Below are 12516 nucleotides of genomic sequence, written 5' to 3'. Positions count from 1 at the left end.
TCATGGATATCAAACGCACGATCCTGATCGTCGCCCTGGCAATCGTGTCCTACGTCATGGTTCTGAAATGGAACCAGGACTACGGCCAGGCTGCCCTGCCGACTCAGAATGTTGCCAGCACCACCGTTTCCGGTCTGCCGGATACCGCAACCGGCAGCAATGCCGCCGCCAGTGATGACATTCCACGAGCCACCAATGACACCAGCGCTCCTGCCGAAGCACCGCTGGCCGTCAGCAAGGACCTCATCCAGATCAAGACGGATGTGCTGGAACTTGCCATCGATCCGAAAGGTGGTGACGTCGCGCAACTCAAGTTGCCGAAATACCCACGTCGCCAGGATCATCCGGACGTTCCATTCCAGCTGTTTGACAACGGTGGCGAGCGTATCTACCTGGCACAAAGCGGCCTGATCGGTACCAACGGCCCGGACTCGAATGCCGCAGGTCGTCCGCTGTACGCATCCGAGCAGAAAAGTTATCAACTGGCTGACGGTCAGGACCAACTGGTCGTCAACCTGAAGTTCAGCGCGAACGGCGTCAACTACATCAAGCGTTTCACCCTGAAGCGCGGCCTGTATGACGTGACCGTTTCCTACCTGATCGACAACGAAAGCGGCCAGCCATGGTCGGGGGCGATGTTCGCCCAGCTCAAGCGCGACGCCAGCGCCGATCCGTCCTCGAGCACCGCCACCGGTACCGCGACCTACCTGGGCGCCGCCCTGTGGACAAGTTCGGAGCCGTACAAGAAAGTGTCGATGAAAGATATCGACAAGGGCTCGCTGAAGGAAACCGTCCAGGGTGGCTGGGTGGCCTGGCTGCAACACTACTTCGTAACCGCCTGGGTTCCTGCCAAGGGCGACAGCAATGTCGTAAGCACCCGCAAGGACAGCCAGGGCAATTACATCATCGGCTACACCGGTCCTTCGCTGAACGTGGCGCCAGGCCAGAAGGCCGAGGTCAGTGCCGTTCTCTACGCCGGTCCGAAGATCCAGTCCGTACTGAAGCAGTTGTCCCCAGGCCTGGAACTGACCGTCGACTACGGCATCCTGTGGTTCATCGCCCAGCCGATCTTCTGGCTGCTGCAACATATCCACGGCCTGCTGGGTAACTGGGGCTTCTCGATCATCGTGCTGACCATGCTGATCAAGGGCCTGTTCTTCCCACTGTCGGCTGCCAGCTACAAGTCGATGGCCCGCATGCGTGCCGTTGCCCCGCGACTGGCCCAGCTGAAGGAACAGTTTGGCGACGATCGGCAGAAGATGTCGCAGGCCATGATGGAGCTGTACAAGAAAGAGAAGATCAATCCGCTGGGTGGCTGCCTGCCGATCCTGGTGCAGATGCCGGTTTTCCTTTCGCTGTACTGGGTGCTGCTGGAAAGCGTTGAAATGCGCCAGGCCCCGTTCATCCTGTGGATTACCGACCTATCGATCAAGGATCCGTTCTTCATCCTGCCGATCATCATGGGCGCCACCATGTTCATCCAGCAGCGTCTGAACCCGACTCCGCCGGACCCGATGCAGGCCAAGGTGATGAAGCTGATGCCGATTATCTTCACCTTCTTCTTCCTGTGGTTCCCTGCAGGTCTGGTGCTGTACTGGGTTGTGAACAACTGCCTGTCGATCGCCCAGCAGTGGTACATCACCAGCCGTATCGAAGCCGCTACCAAAAAGGCCGCTGCCTGACATACGCTGTGGATAACCACTCAAGACGCCCCCTAGTGGGGCGTTTTGCTATCTGCCACTTTCTGTTTTGAGGCTCGCTCCATGAACGTCCCTCGGGAAACCATCGCCGCCGTCGCCACCGCCCAGGGTCGTGGTGGTGTCGGTATCGTCCGTATTTCCGGGCCTCTGGCGCAGACTGCGGCACAGGCCATCAGCGGTCGTGAGCTGAAACCGCGGTTTGCCCACTATGGCCCATTCCACGGTGAGGCCGGTGAAGTGCTGGACGAAGGCCTGGCGCTGTATTTCCCGGGGCCGAATTCGTTCACCGGCGAAGATGTGCTGGAGCTGCAGGGCCACGGTGGCCCTATCGTGCTCGACATGCTGCTGCAGCGTTGCCTGCAACTGGGTTGCCGGTTGGCCCGTCCGGGCGAATTCAGCGAACGCGCGTTCCTCAACGACAAGCTCGACCTGGCCCAGGCCGAAGCGATCGCCGACCTGATCGAGGCGAGTTCCGCCCAGGCGGCGCGCAATGCCCTGCGTTCGTTGCAGGGAGCGTTTTCCCAGCGTGTGCATAACCTCACCGAACAGCTGATCAGCCTGCGGATCTACGTCGAGGCGGCCATCGACTTTCCCGAGGAGGAAATCGACTTCCTTGCCGATGGCCATGTCCTGGCGATGCTCGACGCGGTCCGTGACGAGTTGTCCACAGTGATCCGCGAAGCCGGGCAGGGCGCGTTGTTGCGCGATGGCATGACCGTGGTGATCGCCGGCCGGCCGAATGCCGGCAAGTCGAGCCTGCTCAATGCCCTGGCCGGGCGCGAAGCGGCCATCGTCACCGAGATCGCCGGCACCACCCGGGATATTCTCCGTGAACATATCCACATCGATGGCATGCCGCTGCACGTGGTTGACACCGCCGGCTTGCGCGACACCGACGACCATGTGGAAAAGATCGGGGTGCAACGGGCGCTCAAGGCCATCGGCGAGGCGGATCGCGTGCTGCTGGTGGTGGACGCCACGGCGCCCGAGGCAGCAGATCCCTTCGCCCTGTGGCCGGAGTTTCTTGAACAGCGGCCTGACCCGGCCAAGGTCACCTTGATCCGCAACAAGGCCGACCTGAGCGGCGAGAAGATCGCCCTGGAAGTCAGCGAGGACGGTCATGTCACCATCAGCCTCAGCGCCAAGTCTGCTGGCGAAGGCCTGGAGCTGCTGCGTGATCACCTCAAGGCCTGCATGGGTTATGAACAGACCGCCGAAAGCAGTTTCAGCGCACGTCGCCGGCACCTGGAGGCCCTGCGCTTCGCCAGTGCGGCCCTGGAACACGGCCACGCCCAGTTGACCCTGGCGGGGGCGGGCGAGCTGCTGGCCGAAGATTTGCGCCAGGCCCAGCAGTTCCTCGGCGAAATCACCGGTGCATTCAGCTCCGATGACTTGCTGGGAAGAATTTTCTCGAGTTTTTGTATCGGAAAATGACAGCCAGCAGCAATGTGGTTATCCACAATTCAAGGTAGGCGCCTGCCTTGAGGTGAGCCGGGACGACAGGGTTCCACCCGGCTCGCGTTTCCTTCCTGTTCCTGAAAATGGCCACTTGCGCCATTTCCCTCCAGCCATACCCGTCATCAACCCTTTCCTGCCTGACACTCCAATCTCCACTGATTCATCCTGGCCACGGGAGGATTTTCCGTGTCCGGCCGTCGCCTCCCCGGCCTTTTTCTGTGGATTAAGCCCTGTGAATAACCGCGCTTCAGCTCAGTTGATAACCCGGCCTGAAAACTGAGGATGAACCGCTCTGTGGATAACAATCACTTTAATCCACAGGCTTACACCGGTTATCCCAAACCCTCCCGAGCACATGACCACAGAGTTATGAATCGCTGTACACATTGATAAATAAGGGCTGTATAACCTTATCCACAGATAGGTTGGGCCCTAAGAATAAACATAAAAACAAGGTTTTAATACATTTCCTTCTTTTTGATTTCTATTGTGCGTGCTTATCCACAACTGGTTAAATTTTGTGCAAAGGGTTCTTTAGGAAGGGCGAATTCCCTATACTGGGTCATTCAGTCCAAATTTCTCTTATTTACCTACCTGGAAGCAGGCACGAGGTGCGTGGTGGATTTCCCTTCCCGTTTTGAAGTGATCGTCATCGGCGGCGGTCATGCCGGTACCGAGGCAGCACTAGCATCAGCACGCATGGGGGCAAAAACCCTGTTGCTGACGCACAACGTGGAAACCCTCGGTGCCATGAGCTGCAACCCGGCCATTGGTGGTATTGGTAAAAGCCACCTGGTCAAGGAAATCGATGCCCTTGGCGGCGCTATGGCGATTGCCACCGATAAAGGCGGCATCCAGTTTCGCGTTCTCAACAGCCGCAAAGGTCCGGCGGTGCGCGCCACCCGGGCCCAGGCCGACCGCGCCCTGTACAAGGCCGCGGTACGCGAGATCCTGGAAAACCAGCCGAACCTGTGGATATTTCAGCAATCCGCCGATGACCTGATCGTCGAGCAGGACCAGGTCCGCGGCGTCGTCACCCAGATGGGCCTGCGTTTCTTCGCCGACTCCGTGGTATTGACCACCGGTACCTTCCTGGGCGGACTTATCCACATCGGTTTGCAGAACTATTCCGGTGGCCGTGCCGGCGATCCACCCTCGATCGCCCTGGCCCATCGCCTGCGCGAGCTGCCGCTGCGTGTCGGTCGGCTGAAAACCGGTACGCCGCCGCGCATCGACGCGCGGTCTGTGGATTTCTCGGTGATGACCGAACAACCAGGGGACACGCCGATCCCGGTGATGTCTTTCCTGGGTTCCAAAGAGCAGCATCCACGGCAGGTCAGTTGCTGGATTACCCACACCAATGCCCGCACCCACGAGATCATTGCCGCCAACCTCGATCGTTCGCCGATGTATTCCGGCGTGATCGAGGGCATCGGCCCGCGCTACTGCCCGTCGATCGAGGACAAGATCCACCGTTTCGCCGACAAGGCGAGCCACCAGGTGTTCATCGAGCCGGAAGGTCTGACCACCAACGAGCTGTACCCGAACGGGATATCCACATCCCTGCCGTTCGACGTGCAACTGCAGATCGTCCAGTCGATCCGCGGCATGGAAAACGCCCATATCGTCCGGCCCGGCTACGCCATCGAGTACGACTACTTCGATCCGCGTGACCTCAAGTACAGCCTGGAAACCAAGGTGATCGGCGGTCTGTTCTTCGCCGGCCAGATCAACGGCACCACCGGTTACGAGGAGGCCGGCGCCCAGGGTCTGTTGGCTGGCGCCAACGCCGCACTGCGGGCCAAGGGCAAGGACAACTGGTGCCCGCGTCGCGACGAGGCGTACATCGGTGTGTTGGTCGACGACCTGATCACCCTCGGTACCCAGGAGCCGTACCGGATGTTCACCTCCCGTGCCGAGTACCGCCTGATCCTGCGCGAGGACAACGCCGACCTGCGCCTGACGGAAAAAGGCCGCGAACTCGGGCTTGTGGATGACGTGCGCTGGGCGGCTTTCTGCAAGAAGCGCGAGGGTATCGAGCAGGAAGAGCAGCGTCTGAAAAGCACCTGGGTCCGCCCGGGTACCGAGCAGGGCAACGCCATCGCCGAAAAATTCGGCACCCCCCTGGCCCATGAATACAACCTGCTGAACCTGCTGAGCCGTCCGGAAATCGACTACGCTGGCCTGGTCGAAGTGACCGGGCAGGGTGCGGATGATCCACAGGTCGCCGAACAGGTCGAGATCAAGACCAAGTACGCCGGCTACATCGACCGCCAGCAGGACGAGATCGCCCGCCTGCGGGCCAGTGAAGACATCCGCCTGCCTGTGGATATCGATTACTCGACCATTTCCGGCCTGTCGAAGGAAATTCAGAGCAAGCTCAGCGCCACCCGTCCCGAGACCCTGGGCCAGGCTTCGCGCATTCCCGGGGTGACGCCGGCGGCGATTTCCCTGTTGATGATTCATTTGAAAAAACGCGGCGCCGGCCGTCAGTTGGAGCAAAGCGCTTGAGTTCGTTGGTCACCACGCAACACGCCGAAGAGTTATCCACAGGTGCTCGCCAGCTCGGTGTCGACCTGACCGCAACCCAGCACGAACAGCTGCTGGGTTACCTGTCCCTGTTGATCAAGTGGAACAAGGCCTACAACCTGACCGCCGTGCGTGATCCGGACGAAATGGTTTCGCGGCACCTGCTCGACAGCCTGAGCGTGATGTCCTTCATCGAGGACGGGCGCTGGCTCGATGTCGGCAGTGGCGGCGGCATGCCGGGCATCCCCCTGGCGATCCTGTTTCCCGGTTCGGCTGTGACCTGCCTGGACAGCAACGGCAAGAAGACCCGCTTTCTGACCCAGGTCAAACTCGAACTCAAGCTGGATAACCTGCAAGTTATCCACAGTCGTGTCGAAGCCTTCCAGCCTGAACAGCCCTTTACCGGCATCATTTCCCGGGCGTTCAGCAGCATGGAGAACTTCACGAACTGGACCCGTCACCTGGGTGACCGCGATACACGCTGGCTGGCAATGAAGGGCGTCCATCCAGCGGATGAGCTGGTAGCATTGCCGGCAGACTTCCACCTCGATAGCGAACACGCCTTGGCCGTACCCGGTTGCCAAGGCCAACGTCATCTGCTGATACTGCGCCGCACGGCATGATTGGGAACACAAGCAAGAATGGCTAAGGTATTCGCGATAGCGAACCAGAAGGGTGGCGTGGGCAAGACCACCACCTGCATCAACCTCGCAGCATCCCTGGTCGCGACCAAGCGCCGGGTGCTGCTGATCGACCTCGATCCACAGGGCAACGCCACCATGGGTAGCGGTGTGGATAAGCACGGCCTGGAAAACTCCATCTACGATGTGCTGATCGGCGAATGCGATCTGGCCCAGGCCATGCACTTCTCCGAACACGGCGGTTACCAACTGCTGCCGGCCAACCGCGACCTGACGGCGGCCGAAGTGGTGCTGCTGGAAATGCAGATGAAGGAAAGCCGTCTGCGCAGCGCCCTGGCGCCGATCCGCGAGAACTACGACTTCATCCTGATCGACTGCCCGCCATCGCTGTCGATGCTGACCCTCAATGCCCTGGTCGCGGCCGACGGGGTAGTTATCCCCATGCAGTGCGAGTACTACGCCCTCGAAGGCCTGAGCGACCTTGTGGATAACATCAAGCGCATCGCCGAGCTGCTCAACCCCGAGCTGAAAATCGAAGGCCTGCTGCGGACCATGTACGACCCACGTCTGAGTTTGATGAACGACGTTTCCGCACAGCTCAAGGAACATTTCGGTGACCAGCTGTACGACACTGTGATTCCCCGCAACGTCCGACTGGCCGAGGCGCCGAGCTACGGCATGCCGGCCCTGGCCTACGACAAGCAATCCCGCGGCGCGGTGGCCTACCTGGCCCTGGCCGGCGAGATGGTTCGTCGCCAGCGCAAAAATTCACGCGTCACCGCCCCGGCAACCTAAGGAGTCCCCATGGCCGTCAAGAAACGAGGACTCGGACGCGGACTGGACGCTCTGCTGAGCGGTCCGACCGTCAGTGCGCTGGAAGAGCAGGCCGTACTGGCCGACCAGCGCGAGCTGCAGCAGTTGCCGCTGGACCTGATCCAGCGCGGCAAGTACCAGCCGCGCCGCGACATGGACCCCCAGGCGCTGGAAGAACTGGCGAATTCAATCAGGGCCCAGGGCGTCATGCAGCCGATCGTGGTCCGTCCGATCGGCGGCGGGCGCTATGAAATCATCGCCGGCGAACGCCGCTGGCGCGCCAGCCAGCAGGCCGGCCAGGAGACCATCCCGGCCATGGTCCGCGATGTGCCGGATGAAACCGCCATCGCCATGGCCCTGATCGAGAACATCCAGCGCGAAGACCTCAACCCGATCGAGGAAGCCCTGGCCCTGCAGCGCCTGCAGCAGGAATTCCAGCTGACCCAGCAACAGGTCGCCGAGGCTGTGGGCAAGTCCCGGGTGACCGTGGCCAACCTGCTGCGCCTGATTGCGTTGCCGGAAGTGATCAAGACCATGCTGTCCCACGGCGACCTCGAAATGGGACACGCCCGTGCCCTGCTCGGATTGCCGGATGACCGGCAGGTCGAAGGGGCGCGACACGTTGTCGCACGCGGCCTCACCGTACGTCAGACCGAAGCCCTGGTTCGCCAGTGGCTGAGCGGCAAACCGGCACCGGTCGAGCCGCCCAAGGCCGATCCGGATATCAGCCGTCTCGAACAGCGCCTGGCCGAGCGCCTGGGCTCTGCGGTGCAGATCCGCCATGGCCAGAAAGGAAAGGGCCAGTTGGTGATCCGCTACAACTCGCTCGACGAGTTGCAAGGTGTCCTTGCGCACATCCGCTGAAACATTTCCTCATGTAGCGCGCAGTCGGAAAAGACTACCTGGCAGTTGAATAGGGGCTGAACCGCCCCTATACTCTGCGCGCATTTTGTCGGCACAATTTATGCCAAGTTATTGATTTACGGCGGCCGACCCTTGAGGAGCGCAAGTGATGGAAAACCGCACGCCAAACAGGTTGCCCTTCCATCGCTTGGCGGTATTTCCGGTTTTATTGGCTCAATTGGTCGTATTGCTGGTGGCCGCGCTGGCGCTTTGGCAATGGCGTGGTGTCGTTGCCGGATACTCGGGACTCTGCGGAGGCCTGATAGCATTGCTCCCCAATGCGTATTTTGCTCACAGGGCCTTTCGGTTTTCCGGCGCCCGAGCAGCCCAGTCCATCGTCCGGTCCTTTTACGCCGGCGAGGCGGGCAAGTTGATTTTGACGGCAGTGCTGTTCGCACTGACGTTTGCAGGTGTGAAGCCTCTGGCGCCGATCGCGGTATTCGGCGTCTTCGTGCTGACCCAGTCGGTCAGCTGGTTTGCACCCCTGCTAATGAAAACAAGACTTTTGAGACCTTAGGGCGTTTGAGGCAAACATGTCAGCAGAATCCGCTTCGGGCTATATCCAGCACCACTTGCAGAACCTGACCTTCGGTCAGCTACCTAACGGCGGTTGGGGCTTTGCCCATTCCGCAGCAGAAGCCAAGGCCATGGGCTTCTGGGCATTCCACGTGGATACCCTGGGCTGGTCCGTGGCTCTGGGCCTGATCTTCATCCTGCTGTTCCGCATGGCGGCGAAGAAGGCGACCTCCGGTCAGCCGGGCGCCCTGCAGAACTTCGTCGAAGTGCTGGTCGAGTTCGTCGACGGCAGCGTCAAGGACAGCTTCCACGGCCGCAGCCCGCTGATCGCGCCGCTGGCCCTGACCATTTTCGTCTGGGTGTTCCTGATGAACGCCATCGACCTGGTGCCTGTCGACTGGATCCCGCAACTGGCTGCGCTGATCTCCGGCAACCACGAGATTCCGTTCCGCGCCGTATCGACCACCGACCCGAACGCCACGCTGGCCATGGCTTTCTCGGTGTTCGCGCTGATCATTTTCTACAGCATCAAGGTCAAGGGCATCGGCGGCTTCATCGGCGAACTGACCCTGCACCCGTTCGGCAGCAAGAACGTCCTGGTCCAGGCGCTGCTGATCCCGGTCAACTTCCTGCTGGAATTCGTGACCCTGATCGCCAAGCCGATCTCTCTGGCACTGCGTCTGTTCGGCAACATGTATGCCGGCGAGCTGGTGTTCATCCTGATCGCCGTGATGTTCGGCACCGGCCTGCTCTGGCTGAGCGGCCTGGGCGTGGCTCTGCAGTGGGCGTGGGCGGTGTTCCACATCCTGATCATCACCCTGCAGGCGTTCATCTTCATGATGCTGACCATCGTCTACCTGTCGATGGCGCACGAAGAAAACCATTAAGACCGGCCTCGGCCAGTCTGATGTCTCTCCCGGTCAAACGGGAGAGGGCCTCAAGCGGGAAACCGCGGCAGGGCCCGCTGAAACGATTTGTTTTACCGCTTTAAATTAAAAAACCTAAACCATACGACGTAAAAGTCGGGAGGAAAGATGGAAACTGTAGTTGGTCTAACTGCTATCGCTGTTGCACTGCTGATCGGCCTGGGCGCACTGGGTACCGCAATTGGTTTCGGCCTGCTGGGCGGCAAATTCCTGGAAGGCGCTGCTCGCCAGCCAGAAATGGTTCCAATGCTGCAGGTTAAAATGTTCATCGTGGCCGGTCTGCTCGACGCCGTTACCATGATCGGCGTTGGTATCGCTCTGTTCTTCACCTTCGCGAACCCCTTCGTTGGTCAACTCGCTGGCTAATCACTCGAATTTTCGAGTTGATTGATGGACAACGAACGAGCGAGGTGTTGGCGTGAACATTAATGCAACCCTGATTGGCCAGTCCGTTGCGTTCTTCATTTTTGTACTGTTTTGCATGAAGTTCGTGTGGCCTCCGGTCATCGCGGCTTTGCACGAACGTCAGAAGAAGATCGCGGATGGATTGGACGCTGCCACCCGTGCAGCTCGCGACCTGGAGTTGGCCCAAGAGAAAGCGGGCAATCAACTGCGCGAAGCGAAAGCACAGGCAGCCGAGATCATTGAGCAAGCCAAGAAACGCAGCAACCAGATCGTCGAAGAGGCTGTTGAAAAAGCCCGCGTCGAAGCTGAGCGCGTGAAGGCTTCGGCTCAGGCCGAGATCGAACAGGAACTGAACAGCGTCAAAGACGCGCTGCGCGCCCAACTGGGTAGCCTGGCCGTCGGTGGTGCCGAGAAGATCCTGGGCGCCACAATCGATCAAAACGCGCACGCGGAGCTGGTTAACAAACTGGCTGCTGAAATTTAAGCGAGGGCGATCATGGCAGAACTGACCACGTTGGCCCGACCTTACGCTAAGGCGGCCTTCGAGCACGCTCAGGCCCACCAGCAACTGGCCAATTGGTCAGCCATGCTCGGCCTGGCAGCAGCGGTGTCGCAGGACGACACCATGCAGCGCGTGCTCAAGGCCCCGCGACTGACGAGCGCAAACAAGGCCGCCGCGTTTATCGACGTGTGCGGCGACAAGTTCGATGCCAAGGCACAGAATTTCATCCACGTCGTTGCCGAAAACGACCGTCTCCAGCTGTTGCCGGAGATCTCCGCCCTGTTCGACCTGTACAAGGCCGAGCGGGAGAAGTCGGTAGACGTGGAAGTCACCAGTGCTTTTGCATTGAACCAAGAACAGCAAGACAAACTCGCCAAGGTTCTCAGTGCACGACTCGACCGGGAAGTGCGCCTGCAAGTTGCGGAAGATGCATCCCTCATCGGGGGTGTTGTCATTCGCGCCGGCGACCTGGTTATCGATGGCTCAGTTCGCGGCAAACTCGCGAAACTGGCCGAAGCATTGAAATCTTGAGTTTGAAGGGGCAGCAGAGCAATGCAGCAACTCAATCCTTCCGAAATAAGTGAAATTATCAAGGGCCGCATCGAAAAGCTCGATGTGACCTCCCAAGCCCGTAACGAAGGCACCGTCGTCAGCGTGTCTGACGGTATCGTGCGGATTCACGGTCTGGCCGACGCTATGTACGGCGAAATGATCGAGTTCCCGGGCGGCGTCTACGGCATGGCCCTCAACCTGGAGCAGGACTCCGTGGGTGCCGTGGTACTGGGCGCGTACACGACTCTGGCTGAAGGCATGAGCGCCAAGTGCACCGGCCGCATCCTGGAAGTTCCGGTAGGTAAGGAACTGCTGGGTCGCGTTGTCGACGCACTGGGCAACCCTGTCGACGGCAAAGGTCCGCTGAACAACACCGAGACCGACGCGGTCGAGAAAGTTGCTCCAGGCGTGATCTGGCGTAAGTCGGTAGACCAGCCTGTACAGACTGGCTACAAGGCAGTCGATGCCATGATCCCGGTCGGCCGTGGCCAGCGTGAGCTGATCATCGGTGACCGTCAGATCGGTAAGACCGCCATGGCGATCGACGCCATCATCAACCAGAAGAACAGCGGTATCTTCTGCGTATACGTCGCCGTTGGTCAGAAGCAATCGACCATCGCCAACGTGGTTCGCAAGCTGGAAGAAAACGGCGCACTGGCCAACACCATCATCGTTGCCGCCAGCGCTTCCGAATCGGCTGCCCTGCAGTTCCTGGCTCCGTACTCCGGTTGCACCATGGGCGAATACTTCCGCGACCGCGGTGAAGACGCGCTGATCGTTTATGACGATCTGTCCAAGCAGGCTGTGGCTTACCGCCAGATCTCCCTGCTGCTGCGTCGTCCACCAGGACGTGAAGCGTACCCAGGTGACGTGTTCTATCTCCACTCCCGTCTGCTGGAGCGCGCATCCCGCGTTTCGGAAGAGTACGTCGAGAAGTTCACCAACGGCGCAGTGACCGGCAAAACCGGCTCCCTGACCGCTCTGCCGATCATCGAAACCCAGGCTGGCGACGTTTCCGCGTTCGTTCCGACCAACGTGATTTCCATCACCGACGGTCAGATCTTCCTGGAATCGGCCATGTTCAACTCGGGCATCCGCCCAGCAGTGAACGCCGGTGTTTCGGTATCCCGTGTAGGTGGTGCCGCTCAGACCAAGATCATCAAGAAGCTGTCCGGTGGTATCCGTACCGCCCTGGCTCAGTACCGTGAACTGGCGGCATTCGCCCAGTTCGCTTCTGACCTGGACGAAGCGACCCGCAAGCAACTTGAGCATGGTCAGCGCGTTACCGAGCTGATGAAGCAGAAGCAATACGCGCCAATGTCGATCGCCGACATGTCGCTGTCGCTGTATGCCGCTGAGCGTGGGTTCCTGACCGACATTGAAATCGCCAAGATCGGCAGCTTCGAGCAGGCGCTGATTGCTTACTTCAACCGCGATCACGCCGATTTGATGGCCAAGATCAACGTGAAGGGTGACTTCAATGACGAAATCGACGCTGGCCTGAAGGCTGGTATCGAGAAGTTCAAGGCCACCCAAACCTGGTAAGCCGCAGCGGGAGCCGCAAGGCTCCC

At 60.0% G+C, this 12516-nt stretch carries 12 protein-coding genes; all 12 read left to right on the top strand.

The window, feature by feature from the left end; translation table 11 throughout:
- Window positions 1–2: 2 nt before the first annotated feature.
- The 12 genes from yidC (at window position 3) to atpA (ending at window position 12490) form a co-directional block, all read left to right on the top strand.
- On the top strand, window positions 3–1682 hold the full coding sequence (gene yidC / locus ACMGT0_RS00995; RefSeq protein ID WP_416771142.1) for a membrane protein insertase YidC: 1680 nt from the start codon (window positions 3–5) through the stop codon (window positions 1680–1682).
- 81 nt (window positions 1683–1763) lie between these two features.
- A complete protein-coding gene (mnmE, locus tag ACMGT0_RS00990; RefSeq protein WP_054056427.1) occupies window positions 1764–3134 on the top strand; it encodes a tRNA uridine-5-carboxymethylaminomethyl(34) synthesis GTPase MnmE in 1371 nt (456 codons plus the stop codon).
- A gap of 642 nt (window positions 3135–3776) precedes the next feature.
- Complete coding sequence (mnmG, locus tag ACMGT0_RS00985) at window positions 3777–5669, top strand: tRNA uridine-5-carboxymethylaminomethyl(34) synthesis enzyme MnmG (RefSeq protein WP_416771140.1); 1893 nt, start codon at window positions 3777–3779, stop codon at window positions 5667–5669.
- Window positions 5666–6310, top strand: coding sequence for a 16S rRNA (guanine(527)-N(7))-methyltransferase RsmG (rsmG, locus tag ACMGT0_RS00980; protein ID WP_054056429.1), 645 nt, complete (start codon window positions 5666–5668; stop codon window positions 6308–6310). Before mnmG ends, rsmG begins: the two co-directional genes overlap by 4 nt.
- An 18-nt stretch (window positions 6311–6328) precedes the next feature.
- Entirely contained in the window at window positions 6329–7123 is a 795-nt protein-coding gene (locus ACMGT0_RS00975) for a ParA family protein (RefSeq protein WP_054056430.1), read from the top strand.
- 9 nt (window positions 7124–7132) lie between these two features.
- Window positions 7133–8005, top strand: coding sequence for a ParB/RepB/Spo0J family partition protein (locus ACMGT0_RS00970; protein WP_054056431.1), 873 nt, complete (start codon window positions 7133–7135; stop codon window positions 8003–8005).
- A 148-nt stretch (window positions 8006–8153) separates the two neighbouring features.
- Complete coding sequence (locus ACMGT0_RS00965; protein ID WP_054056432.1) at window positions 8154–8561, top strand: F0F1 ATP synthase subunit I; 408 nt, start codon at window positions 8154–8156, stop codon at window positions 8559–8561.
- A gap of 16 nt (window positions 8562–8577) precedes the next feature.
- Window positions 8578–9447 carry a F0F1 ATP synthase subunit A gene (gene atpB / locus ACMGT0_RS00960; protein ID WP_054056433.1) on the top strand — a complete coding sequence of 290 codons (870 nt, stop codon included), beginning with the start codon at window positions 8578–8580 and terminating at the stop codon, window positions 9445–9447.
- Between the two features lie 147 nt (window positions 9448–9594).
- Window positions 9595–9852, top strand: coding sequence for a F0F1 ATP synthase subunit C (gene atpE, locus ACMGT0_RS00955; RefSeq protein ID WP_002555987.1), 258 nt, complete (start codon window positions 9595–9597; stop codon window positions 9850–9852).
- A 52-nt stretch (window positions 9853–9904) separates the two neighbouring features.
- On the top strand, window positions 9905–10375 hold the full coding sequence (locus tag ACMGT0_RS00950; protein ID WP_054056435.1) for a F0F1 ATP synthase subunit B: 471 nt from the start codon (window positions 9905–9907) through the stop codon (window positions 10373–10375).
- A gap of 12 nt (window positions 10376–10387) precedes the next feature.
- Window positions 10388–10924, top strand: coding sequence for a F0F1 ATP synthase subunit delta (locus ACMGT0_RS00945; RefSeq protein ID WP_017902419.1), 537 nt, complete (start codon window positions 10388–10390; stop codon window positions 10922–10924).
- A gap of 21 nt (window positions 10925–10945) precedes the next feature.
- The gene (gene atpA / locus ACMGT0_RS00940; RefSeq protein ID WP_054056436.1) at window positions 10946–12490 is read left to right on the top strand and encodes a F0F1 ATP synthase subunit alpha; all 1545 of its coding nucleotides are present in this window, start codon (window positions 10946–10948) and stop codon (window positions 12488–12490) included.
- The last annotated feature ends 26 nt before the right edge of the window (window positions 12491–12516 follow it).

The sequence above is a fragment of the Pseudomonas sp. RHF3.3-3 genome, from assembly GCF_048069595.1.
GTDB lineage: Bacteria > Pseudomonadota > Gammaproteobacteria > Pseudomonadales > Pseudomonadaceae > Aquipseudomonas > Aquipseudomonas fuscovaginae_B.
The sequence above is the reverse complement of the archived record's forward strand: the minus strand, read 5'-3'. Positions and strand labels throughout refer to the sequence as shown.